General features: G+C 39.8%; 22 protein-coding genes. 2 read left to right on the forward strand and 20 right to left on the reverse strand.

The annotated features are described in order from the left end of the window. Nucleotides 1-91 precede the first annotated feature (91 nt). Nucleotides 92-1,537 carry a 4-hydroxyphenylacetate 3-monooxygenase, oxygenase component gene (gene hpaB, locus BANVL01_RS00340; RefSeq protein WP_066085482.1) on the forward strand — a complete coding sequence of 482 codons (1,446 nt, stop codon included), beginning with the start codon at nucleotides 92-94 and terminating at the stop codon, nucleotides 1,535-1,537. A 71-nt stretch (nucleotides 1,538-1,608) separates the two neighbouring features. On the opposite strand, the gene BANVL01_RS00345 is transcribed toward hpaB, so the two are convergent. The 5 genes from BANVL01_RS00345 to BANVL01_RS00365 all read right to left on the reverse strand — a co-directional run bounded on the left by BANVL01_RS00345 (nucleotide 1,609) and on the right by BANVL01_RS00365 (nucleotide 5,402). Further along, nucleotides 1,609-2,079 (reverse strand): flavin reductase family protein, encoded by a 471-nt coding sequence (locus BANVL01_RS00345; protein ID WP_066085481.1) that lies wholly within the window; start codon nucleotides 2,077-2,079, stop codon nucleotides 1,609-1,611. 16 nt (nucleotides 2,080-2,095) lie between these two features. Beyond that, nucleotides 2,096-2,383: a hypothetical protein gene (locus BANVL01_RS00350; protein ID WP_066085478.1), complete on the reverse strand. Its 288-nt coding sequence runs from the start codon at nucleotides 2,381-2,383 to the stop codon at nucleotides 2,096-2,098. 134 nt (nucleotides 2,384-2,517) lie between these two features. Further along, nucleotides 2,518-3,939: a radical SAM protein gene (locus tag BANVL01_RS00355; protein WP_066085475.1), complete on the reverse strand. Its 1,422-nt coding sequence runs from the start codon at nucleotides 3,937-3,939 to the stop codon at nucleotides 2,518-2,520. Next, a complete protein-coding gene (locus BANVL01_RS00360; protein ID WP_066085474.1) occupies nucleotides 3,932-4,675 on the reverse strand; it encodes a prolipoprotein diacylglyceryl transferase in 744 nt (247 codons plus the stop codon). The genes BANVL01_RS00355 and BANVL01_RS00360 overlap by 8 nt, the downstream gene beginning before the upstream one ends. A gap of 82 nt (nucleotides 4,676-4,757) precedes the next feature. Next, nucleotides 4,758-5,402: a protein kinase family protein gene (locus tag BANVL01_RS00365; protein WP_066085471.1), complete on the reverse strand. Its 645-nt coding sequence runs from the start codon at nucleotides 5,400-5,402 to the stop codon at nucleotides 4,758-4,760. Nucleotides 5,403-5,635: 233 nt separating this feature from the next. Here BANVL01_RS00365 and BANVL01_RS00370 point away from each other — a divergent pair, with 233 nt between their 5' ends. Beyond that, on the forward strand, nucleotides 5,636-6,190 hold the full coding sequence (locus BANVL01_RS00370; RefSeq protein ID WP_066085469.1) for a GNAT family N-acetyltransferase: 555 nt from the start codon (nucleotides 5,636-5,638) through the stop codon (nucleotides 6,188-6,190). A 12-nt stretch (nucleotides 6,191-6,202) separates the two neighbouring features. Here the strand turns inward: BANVL01_RS00370 and BANVL01_RS00375 are convergent, their stop codons facing one another. From BANVL01_RS00375 to BANVL01_RS00445, 15 genes are all read right to left on the reverse strand, one after another. Further along, a complete protein-coding gene (locus tag BANVL01_RS00375; protein ID WP_066085466.1) occupies nucleotides 6,203-6,403 on the reverse strand; it encodes a hypothetical protein in 201 nt (66 codons plus the stop codon). 97 nt (nucleotides 6,404-6,500) lie between these two features. After that, complete coding sequence (locus tag BANVL01_RS00380; protein ID WP_066085461.1) at nucleotides 6,501-7,046, reverse strand: outer spore coat protein CotE; 546 nt, start codon at nucleotides 7,044-7,046, stop codon at nucleotides 6,501-6,503. Nucleotides 7,047-7,292: 246 nt separating this feature from the next. Beyond that, on the reverse strand, nucleotides 7,293-7,748 hold the full coding sequence (locus BANVL01_RS00385) for a YlbF/YmcA family competence regulator (protein ID WP_066085460.1): 456 nt from the start codon (nucleotides 7,746-7,748) through the stop codon (nucleotides 7,293-7,295). A 1-nt stretch (nucleotide 7,749) separates the two neighbouring features. Then, entirely contained in the window at nucleotides 7,750-9,294 is a 1,545-nt protein-coding gene (miaB, locus tag BANVL01_RS00390; protein ID WP_066085457.1) for a tRNA (N6-isopentenyl adenosine(37)-C2)-methylthiotransferase MiaB, read from the reverse strand. Between the two features lie 193 nt (nucleotides 9,295-9,487). After that, on the reverse strand, nucleotides 9,488-10,354 hold the full coding sequence (locus tag BANVL01_RS00395; protein ID WP_066085455.1) for a 2-oxoacid:ferredoxin oxidoreductase subunit beta: 867 nt from the start codon (nucleotides 10,352-10,354) through the stop codon (nucleotides 9,488-9,490). Then, complete coding sequence (locus BANVL01_RS00400; RefSeq protein ID WP_066085451.1) at nucleotides 10,355-12,091, reverse strand: 2-oxoacid:acceptor oxidoreductase subunit alpha; 1,737 nt, start codon at nucleotides 12,089-12,091, stop codon at nucleotides 10,355-10,357. A 443-nt stretch (nucleotides 12,092-12,534) separates the two neighbouring features. Further along, the gene (spoVS, locus tag BANVL01_RS00405) at nucleotides 12,535-12,795 is read right to left on the reverse strand and encodes a stage V sporulation protein SpoVS (RefSeq protein ID WP_003211281.1); all 261 of its coding nucleotides are present in this window, start codon (nucleotides 12,793-12,795) and stop codon (nucleotides 12,535-12,537) included. A 160-nt stretch (nucleotides 12,796-12,955) separates the two neighbouring features. Continuing rightward, nucleotides 12,956-13,753, reverse strand: a complete 798-nt coding sequence (locus tag BANVL01_RS00410) for a TIGR00282 family metallophosphoesterase (RefSeq protein WP_066096342.1) — start codon at nucleotides 13,751-13,753, stop codon at nucleotides 12,956-12,958. Nucleotides 13,754-13,862: 109 nt separating this feature from the next. Next, on the reverse strand, nucleotides 13,863-15,425 hold the full coding sequence (gene rny / locus BANVL01_RS00415; protein ID WP_066085448.1) for a ribonuclease Y: 1,563 nt from the start codon (nucleotides 15,423-15,425) through the stop codon (nucleotides 13,863-13,865). A 318-nt stretch (nucleotides 15,426-15,743) separates the two neighbouring features. Then, nucleotides 15,744-16,784 carry a recombinase RecA gene (gene recA, locus BANVL01_RS00420; protein ID WP_066085445.1) on the reverse strand — a complete coding sequence of 347 codons (1,041 nt, stop codon included), beginning with the start codon at nucleotides 16,782-16,784 and terminating at the stop codon, nucleotides 15,744-15,746. A 533-nt stretch (nucleotides 16,785-17,317) separates the two neighbouring features. Continuing rightward, nucleotides 17,318-18,571 (reverse strand): competence/damage-inducible protein A, encoded by a 1,254-nt coding sequence (locus BANVL01_RS00425; protein WP_066085441.1) that lies wholly within the window; start codon nucleotides 18,569-18,571, stop codon nucleotides 17,318-17,320. 24 nt (nucleotides 18,572-18,595) lie between these two features. Beyond that, a complete protein-coding gene (gene pgsA / locus BANVL01_RS00430; RefSeq protein WP_066085437.1) occupies nucleotides 18,596-19,180 on the reverse strand; it encodes a CDP-diacylglycerol--glycerol-3-phosphate 3-phosphatidyltransferase in 585 nt (194 codons plus the stop codon). 51 nt (nucleotides 19,181-19,231) lie between these two features. After that, nucleotides 19,232-20,146, reverse strand: a complete 915-nt coding sequence (locus BANVL01_RS00435; protein WP_066085434.1) for a helix-turn-helix domain-containing protein — start codon at nucleotides 20,144-20,146, stop codon at nucleotides 19,232-19,234. Between the two features lie 21 nt (nucleotides 20,147-20,167). After that, a complete protein-coding gene (locus BANVL01_RS00440; RefSeq protein ID WP_066096337.1) occupies nucleotides 20,168-20,959 on the reverse strand; it encodes a DUF3388 domain-containing protein in 792 nt (263 codons plus the stop codon). A gap of 132 nt (nucleotides 20,960-21,091) precedes the next feature. Beyond that, nucleotides 21,092-21,337 (reverse strand): DUF3243 domain-containing protein, encoded by a 246-nt coding sequence (locus BANVL01_RS00445; protein ID WP_066085428.1) that lies wholly within the window; start codon nucleotides 21,335-21,337, stop codon nucleotides 21,092-21,094. Nucleotides 21,338-21,355 lie beyond the last annotated feature (18 nt).

The following is a 21,355-nucleotide window of genomic DNA, read 5'->3' on the forward strand; positions in this document are numbered from 1 at the left end:
AAATAAAGAACAGAATGGAACCTTATCCAATAAAATAAAACTAGCTAATTATTATTCTAAGCAATGACCCATTTAATTAAGGAGTGGTCATATGGGAACCATCAACGGGAAAGAGTTCATTGACCGGATCAATCGGCTAAATACTGATATTTGGTTGGACGGAGAAAAGATTGAAGAACAACTATCTGAGCACCCTGCTTTCAAAGGACTTATTCAGAGCAAAGCATCGCTTTATGATTTGCAGCACAAACCAAACTTAAAGTCCAAGTTGACTTATCAAGCGCCAGATACAGGAGAAACAATCGGAATGTCCTATCTGCAGCCCAAAACCAAAAGGGATTTGAAGAAAAGAAGGACGATGATTGAACTTTGGGCAAAACATACGAACGGGATGATGGGGAGAAGCCCCGATTATATGAACACTGTGGTTATGGCCTTTGCCTCCTCCACGGCCCTTTTAGAAGGGAAAGAAAATTGCTTCCCTGAGAATATTCAGTCCCTATATGAAAGGGCTAAAAAAATGGACCTTTCATTTACCCATACCTTTATCACGCCCCAGGTGAACCGTTCACAATTCCATTTTGAAGCTTCGAAAGAGCCGATTGCTGCCAAAGTGATTGGTCAAAATGAAAAAGGAATCATTATTAAGGGTGCGCGTTTGCTGGCTACACAAGGCGGTTTAACCGATGAAGTGCTAGTGTACTCAGCAGGGGGAGTTTTTCATGAAGCGGAAGCCTATGCTTTTTCAATCCCAACTGATACCGAAGGCTTAAAATTTATTTGCCGGGAATCTTTTGTTGGCGGGGAATCTTCTTTTAATTATCCGTTAAGTTCACGGTACGAAGAAATGGATACCATTCTAGTCTTTGACAATGTGTTAGTTCCTTGGGATCGAGTGTTTTTTTACAACAATATTGAAGTGGCTAACCAGTTCTTACTCCAAAGTCCCTTTTATTCCTTCGCTTTCCACCAGGTAATAACCAGACAAATTGTAAAAACAGAATTTCTTTTAGGTATTGCTGAGCTTCTTGTCGAGACGATTAATATTAGTGAATATCAGCATGTCCAGGAAAAGCTTTCTGAAATCATCATAGGTCATGAAACGATGAAGGCACTTTTAGGTAAATCCGAAGCAGACGCAAAATTAGATGAGTTCGGCAACATAAGGCCCAGTATTATACCGCTTCAGGTAGCTAGTAATATTTTCCCGAAAATTTATCCGAGATTCAGTGAAATTATTCAAATTATCGGGGCAAGCGGGATGGTATCGTTACCGACTGAAAAAGACTTTGATTCGGACTTAAGAACAGATTTGGACCAATATCTTCAGGGTGCCAACGCATCCGCACTGGACCGTGTAAAACTATTTCGCTTAGCATGGGATTTAACGATGAGTTCATTCGGCACAAGACAAACCCAATATGAAAGATACTTCTTTGGAGATCCAATCCGGCTATCAAGCCAATTATACAAAAGTTTCTCAAAAGATCAGTATGTAAAACGCATAGTGGATTTCTTGAATCATAAGGGGAATTGATCAGAATCTAAAGAAAAAGGCTAATCCATCAATATCAATGGATTAGCCTTAATTTTCTTTCCTTTTTCCTTTTATTTGCTCTCCTCTGCCAACAGTCGATATTTTCCACTACTATAAATAAGTGGTTCGGAATCTTCAACCCGAATGTCTATAACCTTGCCAATAATCAACGTGTGGTCTCCTTCAACATGTGAAGCCGAGACTTCACAAGAAATTTGCGCCAATGAATTCGGCAACACCGGAACTCCGTTTAGATGTTCAAACACCACTTCTTTATGATTTTTCACCTGTCCGGCAAAAACCATTGACAGCTCTTGCTGGTCAGCAGCAAGGATATTAACGGAGAATGTCCCGCTCTGCTTTATTTTTTCCAGCATTTGTGCCTTTTCTGCAATAGAGACAACAACAAGTTTCGGATTCAGTGAAACGGACATGAAGGCATTGGCGGTCATCCCATGAACATTTCCGTCAACTTTTGTCGTCACGACCGTTACCCCTGTCGCAAATTTGCCCATTGCATCTCGAAATTGACGATCATCCATCATGCTCCACTCCTTTTCATCCACCAAAATTGGTTATTAAGATTCCAAAGCAGGCGGTAAATAATAATATATTTAATCCAAGACCAATTAATGCCCCCTGCCCTAATCGGTTCCTTTTCGTTGCGAAACTTATGATTGGAAACAGAACTAAACCAATGATTGCAATACACAAATAGGCAAAAAAGATAGAGGCAAACATAAATAATATGAATATACCTAGTAAGTAAAATCCAAGAGAGATTCCAATTCCAAGCCAAAGGTCTTTTAATGACCCATGTTTTTTATTCCATTGATTCTGATTCAACCAAATCCCCCCTATTCTTAAAAAGCAGAACTTTTTTGTGACCGTCTTGCTTCTTTTTTCGAGGTCAGGGGCACAATTATCTCTTTTTGTGACTGTCTAGCCTCTTTTTTCGGGCTCGCGGGCAGAATAAGCAACTATTCCGCACTTACAAAAGTTCGCCCTTCAAGCTCCGCCTGAATTTTCTTCAACTCAAGCTCTTTCTCATCTCGGTAAAATAAATTATAGGTATCAAACGGGATGATTCGCCCATCTGGATGAGCGATATGAACACAGGATTTTTTGACAGAACGGACATCAAAATTATATGCATCTAAAAATTGCATGATAATCACCCGGAACACATTGTCATAGCCAATTTGGCCAGGCATTGAAACTTTCGGCAGACAGCATAATAAATCCTGTAAGGATAATGCTGACGAATCTGGTGAGTGATTCAGAGAAAACAATTTAAATATCATATTTTTAATATTATCATCTTGTTCAAATACAATTGTATTTCGTTCTCCCTCTAATAATATGTTCGGATCGATTAAGCCTGTTAATGGTGTTGCCACACCGTCTTGTTTTAAGGCATACCCCATCGCAAGGCAGTCTGGGTGGCAGGGAACAGGGATGATATCCTTTGGCCCAAAAACATTGGATTGGCCGATAATCATCTGTCTAACTTCACTCAATGTTAAGCGATTGGTCGATGGATCATAGTCCTCCAATCTTCCTGCCGCCTGAATGGGCTGAAAGGTTACCCCACGGACACATTTCTGTTTCAAGCCATATTGAATGATTTTTCCCACCTCATGGTCGTTTAATCCTTTTTTCAATGTGACAACAAGTGTAGTGGAAATATTGTACTCATTTAAATTCTCGATTGCTTTTTGTCTAATATCTCTTAGATCGACGCCTCTTAATTCTTCGAGTGCTTCTTTTTCAAAGCTATCAAATTGAAGGTAGATTTCAAAGCCCGGTGAATAGGTAGCAAGCCGTTTTACAAATTCCTTATCATTGGCGATTCGAAGTCCATTCGTATTCACCATTATATGCCGGATTGGTCTAGATTTTGCCATATCGAGAATATCAAAAAACTGCGGATGGATTGTTGGCTCCCCGCCGCTGATTTGGACAATATCCGCATGGCGTTCATTTTTAATAATATTATCGAGCATAAATTCAATTTTTTCCAGGCTGCGGAAGCTCCCTTTTTGCGGGGAAGATTCTGCATAACAAATCGGACATTTCAAATTACATCTCTCGGTTATTTCTAACAGCGTTAAACAGCTATGCTGCTCATGATCGGGGCATAGTCCGCAATCATAAGGACAGCCGTACTTAATCGGTGTATTCCAGCGATACGGCATTTCCGAAGGCTTGATAAACTCGCGGCACCATTTATAATAGGCAACATCAGTAGAAATCAATACTTTCTCCCGCCCGTGCTGCATACAATTTTTCACCAAATATACCTTTTCATTTTCAATAATAACCTTTGCTTCAACTTTACGAAGACAGGTTGAACAAATACTGTTCGTTAATTCATAAAATAAATATGGGCGGTTAGGCATGGACTTCTCTCCTTCTTTCTGTTTGTTTTTTATTAATCAGCCAGAGGTAATACGCAATTCCTAGTAAGCTTGCAAGCTGAATATTATTAAGGATCCAATAAGGGTGCGGTGTTGGTTTAATGAAATCAATCATCAAGCGGAACCATAAATAACTAAGCATGAATAACTGGAACAATAATCCCTCCCATCCAACTTGTTTCCTTTTTATTTGATAGAGTACAATTATTAGAACTAGCAGGAAGAATATTTCATATAACTGGGTAGGATGCCGCTTAATTCCGTCCCCAAAGTCAACGCCTGTAAACCAAGTGGTTGCCACACCGTATGTATGATCATCTAACCCCGTTAAAAAGCAGCCGATTCTCCCAATCATCATTCCCACTGCTAAGGGCAGAACAAAATCATCTCCGGTCGAACGCGTCCAGCCAATTAATTTTTTGGCTGTTTCGACACCAATTAATCCACCTAATAATCCGCCGACAATCGTTTTCCCTTCGATTAGATAAATTAAATTATTCCAATTTTCTAGTGTCTTTTCGGGGTCTTCGAACCAATAAAGCAGCTTTGAACCTAGTGCCGCACCTAATGTGGCACCAACTACCACCCAAAGCGCTTTATCGATTGGAATCCGTTCTTTATTTCGCGTGTATAAATACACACGAAAGCCAATGAAGTATGCTAGCGCTTCTAATAACAAATGGGGATGAATTCCAAATATGTATACAGGGAAATTCACCAAGGGCTCCTCCTATCTAAAAAAAGTCTTGTGTCATTTCTATACTATCAGAATATTAGGTATATTTAACAGCTATTTCCCCCTATTTCTTTTGCATTCTGCGATACAGCCGATATCCTTTTCGGACCCCGTTAACGAAAAAAAACGGTATCGGTGGATGGTATTTATAAAGATATGGTTGATATATCTTGTTATAAGCCTTTTTCAGATCATCCCACTTCCGGCAATAGCCCTGTTTATAAAAATCCGATACGTCAACGATATACCCTCTTCCCTCAAACATGACAACATTTTTACCGTGAACATCAAAGGGATTTAAGCCAACAGACCGGGCATATTCCAGGCCTTGATCGATATCCTCAATCACCAGTTTTGGGATTTGAATCCCCCGTACAACTGCATCAAATAAAGTAATCCCCTCAAGCTTTTTTAATACTAAATAACTATCCCCATACGTAATTAAAGTGGAATAGGATTCATGAGTTCCCAATTTTTTATAAACGTCAATCTCCTTTTTAAGCTCCTCATGGCTGCGTCCATATACTTTTACCACCCTTTGTGGATGCGAAACATGAGAAAAGACCCCAGCATAATTGCCGCTCCCGATTGTTTTCCACGAATTGGACCGATTGTTTACAATGATTGGATCGAAGGGGCTAGTAGTGGATAAATGTATTTGTGGTAATAATTCATTTTCTATTAATTCGATATACTTAGATTGCTGCATCTTGACACCACCCACCGCTCCCTTTATAAAAATCAGCTGCACATGTAAATGATGAAAGGATAAAAGTCCATCCTATTAAACCAGGTCAAACAATTACTTATTCTTAATGCCTATTTTAACAAGGTTTTAGCTAAAGGGAATTATTTCTTTTCTTTTACGTTTGCACGTTATACACTAAAGAGGAAAATTTAAGTTAATATACTATATTTCGCTAAATATACGAGGTGTTTTAAGTGAATTTTCCTATTTTAGAAACAAAAAGATTAAAATTAATTGAAATAACCCATCAGCATGTTGATGAACTTTACGGAATTTTATCATTAGAAGAAGTAACCCGGTTTTATGGGACCAATCGGTTCACCTTACAGGTCGAAGCGACAAGATTAATTGATTTGTTTCTTAAGAACTTTCTTGATAAACGAGGGATTCGCTGGGGAATTAAACTAAAAGAAAATCAACGAATCATCGGAACGGTAGGTCTTAATGGTTTACAGCTGAATAATAAACGGGCCGAAATCGGTTATGAACTCCATCCCTCCTTTTGGAGAATGGGCTATGCCTCAGAGGCGATTAAAGAAGTGCTGGACTTTAGTTTCAATCGATTGGATTTGTATCGAATTGGGGCTGTTGTTTACCCCGAAAATGAAGCATCCATCCATTTACTTATGAAGCAAGGCTTTATGAAGGAAGGATTACTGCGCGGCTACATTCTTCAAAATGAACAATTTCATGATACTCATGTTTTGTCTTTATTGCGGCCTGAGTGGAAAGAAAGCCAGGAAGAATAATCTCCCGGCTTTTTACTCTTCAAAATACGCTTTAAATTCTTTTGGATCTTTCGGTTCCTCATCATGATAATACGGGTTATTTTCTACAGTATCTTCTGGGTCAAGATTCGTTTTAATTACTAACATGGGGGAAGTCGAACTTTCAGCAATCAGTCGATCGTTTAATTTGTCAAAATCAGGCATCTTATTACTTCCGGGCTGTCTAGGTTCCATTATTTAAACACCTCCTAACTTTAAGGTGCTTGTTTTACGGAAAAAAATTCAGCGTATAAAAGAAAAAAACTAGGAAGTAAAAACCTCCTAGTTAGTCTTATTCCTCTTCTGAGCCGACTAAGAAATCGGGATTTAATTCTTCGAATTCTTCGTCGTCTACATCCATTCCCCACGCATCGTCATCGTCTTTGCATTCTTCAGGATTGACGCGAACACAAATCTTTGTCTCACCAATTACTTCAACAAGAAATTCTCTTTCGACATGGACGATGATTCGATTGCCATTAGGGGAGATGACTGCTTCGCAACAATTTGGCTGCTGCAGAACCCGTGCAACAATTTCATTGTCATCGATGCAATCATTGTCACGATACTTCAGCTTAATTACATCTGTATATTGAACACGTTCAGTCACCACTTCTGTTTTGGTATTATCATTAAATGAGTACCAAACGTTAATGTCATATGAGCCGTGTATCTCAACAGTCTTGCCGACTTTTTTCGCGTTGTATTTATGGTTGATGATCCAACAGCCAAGAATACTCGTTGGACTATGTGCCGGGCTTATCGTATGATTGGACTGGGTGAATTTCTGTCCTTTCGCTACAACCGCCTTCGTTATTATCTCTCTATATTCTCCCATTTCGCGCGAACCCTCCTCATTCAGTTTCATTTCATCCTATGCTAATTTGTAGACTAGTGTGAAATATATTTTTGTGAATACTGGTTAAAAGTTTAGTCATAGTTCATTTTATGCGGGATTTATAGGTGTGTGCCTTTCATGCCTGTACTTAAAACGGAGGCTGCAATGGTTAAAGGCATCTTTTGAGGGGATTAAAAAATCTTAAAAAACAAAACCAGGCTTAGTTAAAAGCCTGGCTCAAAATTTTTAATGTTCGTGATCGCAAGCGTCGTGGCCATCACATGCCCCGCCACCATTCTTCATGCTCGATCCTGTTTCACCCATTAATACATCTCCGCCCGTTGAAACAATAATTTCATCGGTAACCGTATTAGAAATAGTTGAAGCAATCAGCTGAAGCAGCTCATTTACTTCTAATTGAGATTGCTTGAAATCCTGGACAACAGGTATTTCATCTAATTCTTGCTCAACGGAAGCTATTTTGTCTTCTACCTTTTTTAATGCTTCCGGTTTTCCGTAATGCTGAAGATTTACCGCTTGTTTTTGCAATCCTTTAATATCTGCAATTAAAGTCTTCACCTTTTGATTATCATGAATATGAGCTTCTGCCCGTTTGAAGAAGTCCACTTCCTCAGTTTCTGCAATCATCCGTGCTAAATCCGCAGCACGAGCGACGATATCATCTTTTGTATACTTCGCCACTTTATTTCACCTCTGCTGGTTGTAATTCTTCGACCATTTCTCCGTTTAATGACCATGTTTTTGCTTGGGTAATTTTTACTTTAACAATTTTTCCAATTGCTGACTTTGGAGCAGCAAAGTTTACCAGCTTGCTTCTAGTTGTGTACCCGGCAAGGACTTCAGGGTTGTTCTTGCTTTCCCCTTCAACAAGGACGTCAAGGATTTGGCCTTCATGCTTTTTCATTGCCTCTAAAGAAAGTTCATTCACAAGCGCGTTTAAACGCTGCAAGCGTGCTTTCTTCACTTCCATTGGGACATTATCTTCCATTTTTGCTGCTGGAGTACCTTCCCGCGGTGAGTAAATGAAAGTATACGCCAATTCATAACCAACCTCACGATAGAGAGACATCGTTTCTTCAAACTGTTCGTCCGTTTCGTTCGGGTAGCCAACGATAATATCAGTTGTTAAAGCGACATTCGGAATCGCTGCTTTAATTTTTCTCACAAGCTCTAAATATTGTTCTCTTGTATATTTACGAGCCATAATTTTTAAAACGTCAGTTGAACCCGATTGAACAGGTAAATGGATATGATCCATTAAGTTACCGCCTTTGGCAAGTACTTCAATCAGGCGGTCATCAAAGTCACGGGGGTGACTTGTAGTGAAACGAATCCGCGGGATATCGATTTTACGTAAATCATCCATCAACTCACCAAGACCGTAGTTTTCAATTTCTAGATCTTTACCATAGGCATTAACATTTTGACCAAGGAGAGTGACTTCCTGGTAGCCTTGTGCTGCTAACTGACGGACCTCTTGGATAATTTCTTCAGGACGACGGCTTCGTTCCTTCCCACGCGTGAATGGGACGATACAGTACGTACAGAATTTATCACAGCCATACATAATATTAACCCAGGCCTTAATCTTACCACGGCGGACTTTTGGAAGGTTTTCAATAACATCGCCTTCCTTTGACCATACTTCGACAACCATTTCTTTCGACATATATGCTTCTTGCAAAATGTTTGGTAAGCGGTGAATATTGTGAGTACCAAAAATCATGTCAACCTGATGGTAGGTTTTTAGAATCTTATTTACAACGGATTCTTCTTGGGACATACACCCACAAACACCAATAAGCAGGTCAGGTCTTTCCAATTTCAAGGATTTTAAATGGCCCAGTTCACCGAACACTTTGTTTTCTGCATTCTCACGGATGGCACATGTATTTAAGAGAATAACATTCGCATCCACCACGCTGTCTGTCGGCTCATAACCTAGTGCTAAAAAGATCCCTGCCATAACTTCAGTATCATGTTCATTCATTTGACAGCCATACGTCCGAATATAAAACTTACGGCCCTCACCCATGCCGCGGAATTCTTCAGGAATCGCAAAATCATTATGATATTTTACTTCTTCTTTTCCACGTTTTTTTGCTTCTTTTAAAGAAGGTGCTGTAATAACCTGCTCAAAGTATTTGCTGTAATCCTTGGCGGATTTTTTGTCCGAAGAATTGGCAGCTTCAACTTGTTTGCTATCTAAACGTTGTTTTTCATTCATTGGGATAAATCTCCTTTCAACCAAATTAACTTTAGCGTCTATTAAAATAAATAATGTAATTTATTACCTTTACTATAAAAAGTAAAGGAGTATGTGCCCTATCTGCACATTATAATAGTATAAAGGTTTCAGCGGGTGAAAACAATAGAAAATCCCGGGGAATTGACTCCCCGGGATGTTTAGCTTTTCATGATTACATAAATTCAGCAACTAATTTATCGAAATGTGCTTGGTCAAGGTTTAAGTCTGAATCTACCAACGGTTCTTCGGAGTATCCAGTCAATAATTCTTGATAAGATTGACGCTCAGTATTTTGGTAAATAAGTCCAGTAACTAAGCCGTTATGTTTCATTAATGTCTGCATCGCATTTTCACGGTTTGATGCGTCATATCCTTCCACATCACTAAGCTTCGTTAGATTTTCCTTAAACCAATCATACGTGTTGACCTTATTATAGGTTACACATGGACTGAACACATTGATTAAAGCAAAACCTTTGTGGTTGATACCCGCTTCAATTAATGCCGTTAAGTCTTTTAAGTCGGTAGAGAAACTTTGTGCAACAAAGGTTGCTCCTACGGTTAAAGCCATCTCCATCGGGGAAATCGATTGTTCGATTGATCCCATCGGCGTTGATTTTGTTTTAAAACCTACCGCCGAACGAGGAGATGTTTGTCCCTTTGTTAACCCATAAATTTGGTTATCCATGACAATGTAAGTAATGTCAATATTACGACGAATAGCATGAATCGTATGCCCCATCCCAATTGCATAACCGTCACCGTCACCGCCAGAAGCAATAACCGTTAAATCACGATTAGCCATTTTAACACCCTGGGCAATCGGAAGTGAGCGGCCATGAATGCCATGGAAGCCGTATGAATTAATATAACCAGAGATACGGCCTGAACAGCCAATCCCTGAAACTACTGCTAAATTTTCCGGTACTAAACCAACATTTGCTGCCGCACGCTGCATTGCCGCTTGTACGGAGAAGTCGCCACAGCCAGGGCACCAGTTCGGTTTCACATCGTTACGAAAGTCTTTAAAAGTGGCCATTTAGAACAACTCCTTACATTTTGAATGAACTTCGTGTGGAAGAAACGGATTTCCATCATATTTAAGGTATTTAGTGATTTTTTCAGCATACCCAACATTCATTTTCATAATATTAGCCAATTGACCAGTCGCATTGTTTTCCACGACAATTACTTTTTTCGCTGAACGCACAAGCGGAAGAACCTCGTCAGTTGGGAAAGGATGAATTAAGCGAATTTGTGCATGATTCGCTTTCAAGCCGTCTTTTTCTAAGCGAGTCATTGCTTCCTCAATCGCTCCACGAGTAGAGTTAAAACCAACGATTAACAAATCGGCTTCCTCGTGTGGTGCATTCTTATATACAGGTGTATTAAAACGAATATTTTCAACTTTACGGAAACGTTTATCCATTTGGGCAATCCGATTTGGTGCCGATTCAGATGGTTTACCCGTTTCAGCATGCTCAACGCCAGTAACATGGTGGATACCATTTTTCATCCCTGGAATCGTACGTGGTGAAACACCATCTTCCGTCACTTCATACCGTTTAAAGTAACCCTTGTTTTCAATCTCTGGAAGTTCTTCAGTTACGAGCTTACCGCGTCGAATTTCCACTTTAGAAGCATCAAGCGGCTCTACTGTTTGTTTTCCTAGTGATAATTGAAGGTCCGACAATACGATAACTGGACATTGATATTCTTCAGCTAGGTTGAATGCCTCAGCTGTATCATAGAAAGCTTCTTGGACAGTACTTGGAGCCATAACAATTTTCGGAATTTCTCCATGTGTCCCATAAATCATCGCCATTAAATCTGACTGTTCTTGTTTTGTAGGTAATCCTGTCGATGGACCACCACGTTGTGTATCAACAATAACAAGCGGAGTTTCTGTAATTCCAGCCAAGCCGATTGCTTCCATCTTTAATGATAATCCAGGCCCTGAAGAAGCAGTAATCGCACGAACACCACCGTAGCTTGCGCCAATTGTCATGGTACATGCTGCAATTTCATCTTCTGTTTGGATAACAGTCCCGCCAAGTGCAGGTAACTTCTTAATCAAATACTCCATAATATCAGAAGCAGGTGTGATTGGATAAGCAGCCATGAAACGGCAGCCTGCCGCAAGTGCGCCCAATGCAATGGCATCATTACCAATCATATACATACGGCGTTTGCCATCGGCTTTTTCAAGAACCATTGTTGGAACATTTGCATCCATTTGCTCTTTCATATAATCAAAGCCAGCTTGGATGGCTTCCATATTTTTCGCAACAACTTTGTCGCCTTTTTTGCCAAAAATCTCACGGACTACTACTTCAAATACATGAATATCTAGGTCTAATACTGCAGAAGTCGCCCCGATTGCTACCATGTTCTTCATTAAAGAAGTTCCTAGCTGTGTGGCAATCTCAGTGAATGGAACCGCATACAACGAAGCTTCAGTATCTTCAGGTTTTTTTGGATTGAATTTTGAGTCAGCAAGGATTACACCTTTGCTATGAAGCTCTTGATAATTTACATCGATGGTTTCTTGGTCAAACGCTACAAGGATATCAAGATCATCAGAAATCGAACGAACCTCTGTTGTACTCACTCTGATCTTATTGTTTGTATGACCGCCTTTAATTCGAGACGAAAAGTGACGATAACCATACAAGTAATATCCCATGCGATTCAGTGCGATTGCAAAGATTTCCCCAGTACTTTCAATACCTTCCCCTTGTTGTCCGCCAACTTTCCATGAAAGTTGATTGATCATGACTTACACCCCTTTGGATATGTAAAAAATAAGTAGTATGAATCTTTTTAAGTGTAGCACTATTCCGAGTAAATCGCTATTTTTTACGCTTTAAAGACTGAAAGCGATTCCTCAGATATGTACTAAACGCTTACAATTCTAGACCTATGCACCTAAAATTGCAACCCTTTGGAGCGAAATATTGTCTAAAATATGAATATTTTTTTATTATTTAAAATCTGCTATTTTTATTTCCAAAAAAACAAGACAGTATTGGGGTTTGAACATACGGTCTGACGCTGTTTTACCTTATTTACCGAAATCGAATTTTACTTTTTTATAATTTTTCATTATATATCAGAATAGTATATTTATAATTAAATAACTAGAAAAAACCCGCTTGTAAATACTAACAAGCAGGAGATTTTTTCACTTTTTAATCACTTATAAATAATCTATCTCTTTCACCGCGGCTCTACAATTAGCTTAATAGCTGTTCGTTCCTCCCCATCAATTAAAATATCGGTAAACGCAGGGATACAGATTAAATCAACTCCGCTAGGTGCTACAAATCCTCGTGCAATTGCTACTGCCTTTACGGCTTGATTCAATGCACCCGCACCAATTGCCTGTATTTCTGCTGCACCTCTTTCACGCAGAACTCCGGCAAGTGCACCAGCTACAGAATTAGGATTAGATTTTGCTGAAACTTTTAATATTTCCATTCCTAGCTCCCCCTTAGAAAATCCCGATCCCGCATGAGCAGTTCATGAACACAAATCAGGTTATAACATTCCACTGCTACTATATTCAGTTGTCAAATGACATATTCCGGCTTGGACAAAAAAAGCCAATAAAAAAACCTTCCCCGCGGAAGGTTTTCGCTTAACTATATAATGGATGATCGTCGTTGATTAATATGCGCTCCATTTTTTTGCATTGTCCACTTTTTCTATCAAGTTCGATATAAACCGCACTTAGCTGATTACGGCCCGATTTCGCGACCTCAAAGCGGACAGGAAGGCTTGTAAGAAACTTGGTCAATACTGCTTCTCTTTCTACACCAAGAATGCCATCATAAGGACCAGTCATGCCCACATCAGTTAAATAGCCTGTTCCTCCAGGTAAGATCCGGCTATCGGCTGTTTGTACATGCGTGTGCGTCCCGACAACAGCAGATACTCTCCCATCGAGATACCAGCCCATTGCCTGCTTTTCGCTCGTCACTTCCGCATGAAAGTCGACAAAAATGAATGGCGTTCTTTCTTTAGCTATTTCCACTAATTCGTCTGCCTTTCTAAACGGGCAATCCAATGGTGCCATAAATGTTCGCCCCTGCAGATTAATGACCGCCACTTCCAGCTCATTTACTTTAAAAAATGCCAACCCTTTACCAGGAGTTCCTTCTGGAAAATTCGCCGGTCTGACCATATTTTTCGCCGAATCGATAAATTCAAAAATCTCACGATTATCCCAGGCATGATTTCCAAGAGTTACAGCTTGTGCTCCATACCCTAAAAACTCTCGATAGATTTTTTCAGTAATTCCTTTGCCCCCAGCTGCATTTTCTCCATTAATAATCGTAAAATGGGGCCGATATTTTTCTTTTAATTTTGGCAGATAATCCTTCACCATGTCACGGCCTGGTGAGCCGACCACATCGCCGATAAAAAGTAGATTCATTTGATTTCCTTTCGTCTTAAAAATATTTATTTGTTTAAATTGTATCACAAATCCCCATCATTTAACCGGAGCCTACGACCAATAAATAAAGCGGTGCTTTCGCACCGCTTTATTTTGCGTATTCAACAGCCCGTGTCTCGCGAATGACTGTCACTTTAATATGTCCAGGGTAATCCAGCTCTTCTTCGATACGCTTACGGATATCGCGTGCTAATCGATGTGCTGCTAGGTCATCTACCGCATCTGGTCTTACAATAATACGCACTTCTCGTCCAGCTTGAATCGCAAAGGATTTCTCGACACCTTCATAGGATTCAGAAATCTCTTCCAGCTTCTCAAGTCGGCGGATATAGTTCTCAAGAGTCTCACTTCTTGCACCTGGTCTTGCAGCTGATAAGGCATCTGCCGCAGCGACAAGCACGGCAATAATCGATGTTGGTTCTGTATCCCCATGGTGGGAGGCAATACTATTGATTACCACTGGGTGTTCCTTGTATTTCGTTGCAAGTTCAACCCCGATTTCCACATGGCTTCCTTCCACTTCATGGTCAATTGCTTTCCCAATATCGTGAAGTAAGCCTGCGCGGCGAGCTAACGTTTCATCTTGACCAAGTTCAGCCGCAAGCAAGCCCGAAAGCTGTGCCACTTCCATTGAATGCTTTAAGACGTTTTGTCCGTAGCTCGTACGGAATTTCAAGCGGCCAAGAATTTTAATCAAATCTGGATGAAGTCCATGTACACCCACTTCAAAGGTGGTTTGTTCACCCACTTCACGGATATACTCATCCACCTCGCGACGTGATTTTTCTACCATTTCCTCAATTCGTGCCGGATGGATACGCCCATCTTGGACCAATTTCTCAAGTGCTAAGCGGGCCGTTTCACGACGAATAGGGTCAAAGCCTGAAAGAATAACAGCTTCAGGAGTATCATCAATTATCAAATCAATTCCCGTTAACGTTTCAAGTGTACGGATATTTCGTCCTTCACGGCCAATGATCCGGCCCTTCATTTCGTCATTTGGAAGGTTGACGACAGAAACCGTCGTTTCCGCTACATGGTCAGCAGCGCAACGCTGGATTGCTAGCGAAAGAATTTCCTTCGCTTTCTTGTCAGCTTCCTCTTTCGCACGATTTTCGCTTTCCTTAATCATTATCGCAGTGTCATGGGTAAGTTCCTGCTCCATTTTGTCAATAATGATTGTTTTCGCTTCCTCGCGCGTTAGGCTCGATATTCGTTCGAGTTCAGTTTGTTGTCTTCTTACCAACTCGTCCACTTTGCTTTCCATCTCTTCAATATGCTGTTGTCTTTGGTTTAGAGAATCATCCTTCTTTTCTAAAAGATTTTCACGCTTGTTGAGCGTTTCTTCTTTTCGATCTAAATTCTCTTCTCTTTGCAGTAAACGGTTTTCTTGTTTTTGCAGTTCATTTCTTCGTTCCCGAACCTCACGTTCAGCTTCTGTTCGAAGCTTGTGAATTTCATCCTTTGCCTCTAACAGGGCTTCCTTTTTTAATGCATCAGCATCACGTTTCGCATCTTCTAGAATCTGCTCTGCAGCATTCTTTGCTCCTGCTATCTTTGCTTCAGCAATGGATTTACGAATAAAATAGCCAACAACGGCACCGACGAATAGGCCAAGCAAAATGGAGATGATAATAGTAATTGTGTCCATCGTTACACCTCCTCTTGCTATGAACTTGTGTTAATTTTTTTAAGTGTCGGCATGTACATTGTTTAGACTCAACATACAGCAAGCACCAAGGCTTTTTCGAATTGTAATATTTCCAAAAATGTAAAATATACATGTTAATTGTAAAGGTGGGAATATTCATTGTCAAGGCTTAGTCTAATTGGCTTTTTCAAATATTTAGGAATTACCTTGTTAATTCATTGGTTCCGCTAAATTTTTCTGAATAATTATCTACTAGTATATATAATTATTCATTTTATTAAAAAAGCAAAACCCAATTTCGGGCTTTGCTTAAATTGATTAATCAATTAGCTCAAATTGATCGTCATCATCTGTTTCTGTTACAACCTTTTCACTGTCTAAACCGTAATGCTCACGGATTTTCGTTTGAATTTCGAGGCAAATATCTGGGTTTTCCTTTAAGTACAGCTTTGCATTTTCGCGGCCTTGACCAATTCTTACATCGTTATAAGAATACCATGAACCGCTCTTTTGAACGATATCTAATTCGGAGCCTAGATCAATAGTCTCGCCTTCCTTAGAAATCCCTACACCATACATGATATCTACCTCTGCTGTACGGAATGGCGGAGCAACCTTATTCTTTACAATTTTAATTTTGGTTTTATTCCCCACTATATCAGTTCCTTGCTTTAACGCTTCCGAACGGCGTACTTCAAGACGGACTGTTGAATAAAACTTTAGTGCACGACCACCAGGTGTGGTTTCGGGGTTCCCAAACATAACTCCAATTTTTTCACGGATTTGGTTAATAAAGATAGCGATTGTCTTGGACTTGTTAATGGCTCCAGATAGTTTACGAAGTGCTTGAGACATCAAGCGAGCTTGTAAACCCATATGAGAATCTCCCATTTCGCCTTCAATTTCCGCTTTTGGAACTAATGCGGCTACTGAGTCGACTACAATAATATCAATTGCACCGCTTCGTACTAATGCTTCTGCGATTTCAAGTGCTTGTTCACCGGTATCAGGCTGCGATAATAATAACTCATCAATATTAACACCCAACTTTTGTGCATAGGTTGGATCGAGGGCATGCTCGGCGTCGATAAACGCTGCTTGTCCACCTTTTGCTTGGACTTCAGCAATCGCATGCAAGGCAACTGTTGTTTTACCCGAGCTTTCTGGACCATAAATTTCAATTATTCTGCCACGGGGGTATCCGCCAACCCCTAGTGCTGCATCAAGTGCTAAGGAGCCGCTGGGAGATGTTAAAATCCTCGTATCTGTTTTCTCTCCCATCTTCATGACGGAACCTTTACCAAATTGTTTTTCTATTTGTTTTAACGCCATTTCTAAGGCGGCCTTACGGTCACTCACAAATAGTTCCTCCCTTTATATTAAAAATTTTTTTAAATTTACTGCAATCTAGCAAAATAAACCCTATTAATAATATAACCTCTTTCATACTATTTGTCGAGCAAAAACACGAACATTTATTCTACCTCAATCCAAACTATTTATACTGGAGAAAATGACAATTTTGCCCTTCATACGCCTCTTATTGCATAGTTAGAAGCTCGATAAGCAGTACTTCTCAATTTGTCGGAAAATTTACTAAAACTGCATAAAAATCATAAGCAGAACCCTCTACTTCGACTTTTGCCCTCTTTTTTATTAAGAAATTATAGAGCTATTGTGGAAAGGCACACCAGCTTATCTGTAATTTACTAAATTTGGTATTAGGTAATTTCTAATAATTGAAAATAGGACTCTCAACAATTACTTCAAGAAATACCACTCTTCTTCTTTTACCCCAAATCCTCTGTTTTCCCGTTTTCGGGCAATGCAGCGGCTTTTTCCCTCTTACCCATGCGCTCCTCCCCTTTTTCCAAAAAAAAATCACAGAAAGCTTAATTCGCATTCTGTGATTCTTTCAACTTCTTTAACAAAAAATAGCATCCGTATTTTACGGATCGATTTCGGATCGCATTTCTTGTACCGCTAAGAGTAATCTTTTCAACCATTGTTGGGCTTCCCTTAACGGCAATCCCAATATAAACAGTGCCAACCGGCTTACCTTCCAGTTCGTCAGGGCCAGCCACACCGGTAAAGCTAATTCCAATATCTGTTGCAAAAATCCTTGCTGCATTTTCCGCGAGCTCTTTGGCGCATTGCTCACTCACGGCACCATGGTTATCGAGCGTTTCTTGGTTCACCTGCAAAATTTGCTGCTTAACCTCATTTGAGTAGCAAACGACTCCGCCCTCAAACACAGAGCTCGCACCTGAAATCGTCGTTAACTCCTGTTGGAACAGCCCGCCTGTTAAACTCTCGGCAGCTGTAATAGTTAATTTTCTTTCCTTTAAACCGTTCATCAGCTCTTGCAATAGCGAAGTGTTGTCATAGCCATAAAGGAATTCACCCACACGCTGATTGATGTTTTTTTCCACATCATCAAGCATCATGTGCGCAATCTTTTCATCCAGATGTTTTGCGGTCAGCCTTAAGGTCACCTCGCCATCACCTGCGAGTGGTGCAATTGTAGGATTGCTTTGTGCTTCAATAATATCCATGATTTCAGTTTCCAGCGCTGCTTCCCCAATACCAAAAAACCGGAGCACTCTTGAGACAATCTTCTCATTGGAACCAGTCTTAGAGGAAAGCGCTGGACCTCCGTAATCAAGAAACATTGGTTCCATTTCTTTTGGCGGGCCAGGCAGGAGCATATAAATATGGCCAGCTGATTCTAACACCATTCCAGGTGCCATTCCATGATCATTTGCAAGAATTTGAGATCCTTCTAAAACAAGGGCTTGCTTTCGGTTGTTTTCCGTCATGACCCGGTTTGTCCGCTTGAAAAAAAGCTCAATCGACGCTAATGCTGTTTCATCCATGACGAGCCCTTTTCCAAGGTGGCGAGCAATCGTTTCCTTTGTCAAATCATCCTTCGTTGGTCCGAGTCCACCAGTAAAAATAATAATTTCGGAGCGCGTTTCTGCATGCTCTATCGCAGCTTTTACTCTATCAGGATTATCACCTACGACCGTATGATAATAAACATCAATTCCCAGTCCAGCCAATTGCTGAGACAAAAATCTTGCATTCGTATTTACAATTTGACCGAGTAACAATTCCGATCCAACCGCGATAATCTCAGCATTCACATTAATCACTCCTTCAGTCAAAGCTTATTTTGAGTTTTTTAGCACATGACTATTTTTCGCAAAATAATCCCAGCCAGACCATACTGTAAAAAACAATGCCACCCACAATGACACCACATCAAAGCGAAATGGAATCATCACAAAAATAAAATTATGTAACAAGATTGACGAGATCGCGACTATTTGTGTCCACGTCTTGATTTTCCCAAGCATATTAGCGGCAACCACTTCACCCTCACCGGCAAGAAGCAGGCGCAGACCGGTAACAGCAAATTCCCTACTGATTATAATGATGACGATCCAAGAAGGGGCATAAACGTCATTAATTTCCACTAGGACAATTAGTGCAGCCGACACTAGCAGTTTGTCGGCTAGCGGGTCGAGAAATTTCCCCATATTGGTCACAAGATTATACTTTCGGGCATAATGACCATCAATCCAGTCGGTTGATGAAGCAATAATAAAAATCAATGCCCCGACAAAATGGGTAACGGGCAGATTCGCCCCAAGAAGATTCATTTTCCCCCAATCAAAAGGAGCCAGCATAATGATCAAGAATAAAGGGATTAATAAGATTCTTGATACAGTTATTTTGTTTGGAATATTCATAATTTTCCTCCACAAGTTTATTGAAAGCGAAAAATAGCCATCAACAGATGACTATTCGCTCTTCGGAACATATTGAATCGTAATGTTCTGAACATCTTTAGTCGGTGCAACAGCATACACAAGCAATTGGTCATTTACATAGATTTCAGTATCGGCCGCGTTTCCAACTCTAATTACGGCACTGCTTTCTGCCGATAAATCTACGGTTTGGCTTTCGGGTCCACCACTTTCAAGCGTTTTTAATGTCCCTTGAAAAAAGGATTTCCCTTTCCCATTTTTAATACTAACCCAGGTTTGACCTTTTGACACCAATTTGACAACAAATTTATCAGCGTTTTTTAAATCATAAGTTGAATTCTTCCCACTGCTTTGTAAGACCGTTACTTCTTGTTTAGGTGTTTCTACTACAGGTGGCTTCTCTACTTCTGGTTTTGTCGTTTCCTTTTCTTTTCCGCTGTCTTTTTCCTTATTGTTATCTTTTTCATTCACTTTTGCTTTTTCTAGCTTTTCGTTAGTAGAAAGTTGAACTGGGTCATTCTCTTTATTCTTCAAACTCTTTGTATCTGTGCCGGAATAGTGAGAAAAAAAATAATAGACAGCACTAATGACACCAATAACAAACACACCGATTAAGATTTTTGGAAGAAGATCAAAGATTTTTGAATTTCCGTCTGTCACCAATTTTTGTGTTTTCACTCTTGATATTTGCTGCGGCAGCTCCTCATTTAAAGAAGCAGGAATCTCACTTTTATACGTTTCAAAAATTTCATCTGGATTGAGGTTGAGTGCCTCAGAATACTGCTTAATAAAGGCACGAACATAAAAATTCCCGGGCATGCTGGAATAGTTACCCTCTTCGATACCAATTAAATAACGTTTTTGAATCTTTGTCATGGATTGTAAGTCATCCAAACTTAATCCTTTTGCTATTCGGGCTTCTTTTAGTCGATTCCCTAATTCAGTCACCTGTTAACACCTTCCAATATATTAAAAATCAAAATCTCCAAAATCAGATCCGGAGAACATATTATGCTGATCAACAATATCGTATGTAATCTCTTCTTCAGAGTCATTCCTTAGTTCGATAATATAATCAAAATCCTCAAGCGTATATTCCGAGTTTTGTACGAAAATATCAGGATGCTCCACTACTTTAACAGACGGTAAACGCATAATTTCACGAACAAGCTGCCAGTGACGCTCATTTGCACGCCTTGTCGAAACAATCCCATCCAGAATGAACAGGTTGTTTTCATTGTACTCATCTTCAATTAGTTGATTGCGAATCGTTTGTTTCAAAAGTGTGGATGATACAAACAACCAGCGCTTATTTGCACAAACACTTGCAGCTACAAGTGATTCTGTTTTGCCAACTCGGGGCATACCGCGAATACCGATGAGCTTATGTCCATCCTGCTTAAATAATTCTGCCATAAAATCTACTAATAATCCAAGCTCATCCCTTACAAAACGGAAAGTTTTTTTATCATCGGCGTCCCTTTGAATATAGCGCCCGTGTCTGACCGCTAGGATGTCACGGAGCTTCGGTTCTCTCAGTTTGATTAATTTTATTGTGTCCATTGTATGTAAAATTGACTCAAGTCGTTTAATTTGATTATCATCTTTTGCTAAAATAAGCAGACCTCGTCTTCCTTCATCAACACCATTGATGGTTACAATATTAATTGAAAGCATACCCAATAAGGATGAAATGTCTCCTAATAGCCCTGGGCGGTTCTTTTGGATCTCATATTCTAAATACCATTCTTTTTTCAAAATTAAAAACCTCCTAAAAAGAAGTTTCGACAATTTTTTCACAAATCCTTATCTAAACCTTATCATAAATGATTTTGAGTAAAGATGAAAGGAAAAACATATAAAAAAGAGAGGAGTTGTCCCCTCTCTTTCCGATTATTCTCTAACAAGTTTAACCATAATGTTGGCAATTGCCTGTTGTTCCGCCTTATCAGCAACTGACCACATGTCGGAAAGAATTCTTTCCTGCTCATTTTTCGGATCAACTTGATTGGCTAAATAATCCCCAATTTGAAAAGCAAGATTGTTGATTGCGCCTTCACTCATACCTTCATTTTGTGCGTGATCAAGACGATCACCAAGGAAATCTTGCCACTGCTTCCAATTATCTAAGACAGACATCATCATTCCTCCTTTTAA

This window comes from Neobacillus novalis NBRC 102450, from assembly GCF_001591805.1.
GTDB lineage: Bacteria > Bacillota > Bacilli > Bacillales > Cytobacillaceae > Neobacillus > Neobacillus novalis.

Bases quoted from the DNA above. Each gene is read 5' to 3' on its own strand.
- hpaB (WP_066085482.1), top strand. From the start codon at position 92: ATGGGAACCATCAACGGGAAAGAGTTCATTGACCGGATCAATCGGCTA.
- BANVL01_RS00345 (WP_066085481.1), bottom strand. From the start codon at position 2,079: ATGGATGATCGTCAATTTCGAGATGCAATGGGCAAATTTGCGACAGGG.
- BANVL01_RS00355 (WP_066085475.1), bottom strand. From the start codon at position 3,939: ATGCCTAACCGCCCATATTTATTTTATGAATTAACGAACAGTATTTGT.
- BANVL01_RS00365 (WP_066085471.1), bottom strand. From the start codon at position 5,402: ATGCAGCAATCTAAGTATATCGAATTAATAGAAAATGAATTATTACCA.
- BANVL01_RS00375 (WP_066085466.1), bottom strand. From the start codon at position 6,403: ATGGAACCTAGACAGCCCGGAAGTAATAAGATGCCTGATTTTGACAAA.
- BANVL01_RS00380 (WP_066085461.1), bottom strand. From the start codon at position 7,046: ATGGGAGAATATAGAGAGATAATAACGAAGGCGGTTGTAGCGAAAGGA.
- miaB (WP_066085457.1), bottom strand. From the start codon at position 9,294: ATGAATGAAAAACAACGTTTAGATAGCAAACAAGTTGAAGCTGCCAAT.
- BANVL01_RS00395 (WP_066085455.1), bottom strand. From the start codon at position 10,354: ATGGCCACTTTTAAAGACTTTCGTAACGATGTGAAACCGAACTGGTGC.
- BANVL01_RS00400 (WP_066085451.1), bottom strand. From the start codon at position 12,091: ATGATCAATCAACTTTCATGGAAAGTTGGCGGACAACAAGGGGAAGGT.
- spoVS (WP_003211281.1), bottom strand. From the start codon at position 12,795: ATGGAAATATTAAAAGTTTCAGCAAAATCTAATCCTAATTCTGTAGCT.
- BANVL01_RS00410 (WP_066096342.1), bottom strand. From the start codon at position 13,753: ATGAATCTACTTTTTATCGGCGATGTGGTCGGCTCACCAGGCCGTGAC.
- rny (WP_066085448.1), bottom strand. From the start codon at position 15,425: ATGGACACAATTACTATTATCATCTCCATTTTGCTTGGCCTATTCGTC.
- pgsA (WP_066085437.1), bottom strand. From the start codon at position 19,180: ATGAATATTCCAAACAAAATAACTGTATCAAGAATCTTATTAATCCCT.
- BANVL01_RS00445 (WP_066085428.1), bottom strand. From the start codon at position 21,337: ATGTCTGTCTTAGATAATTGGAAGCAGTGGCAAGATTTCCTTGGTGAT.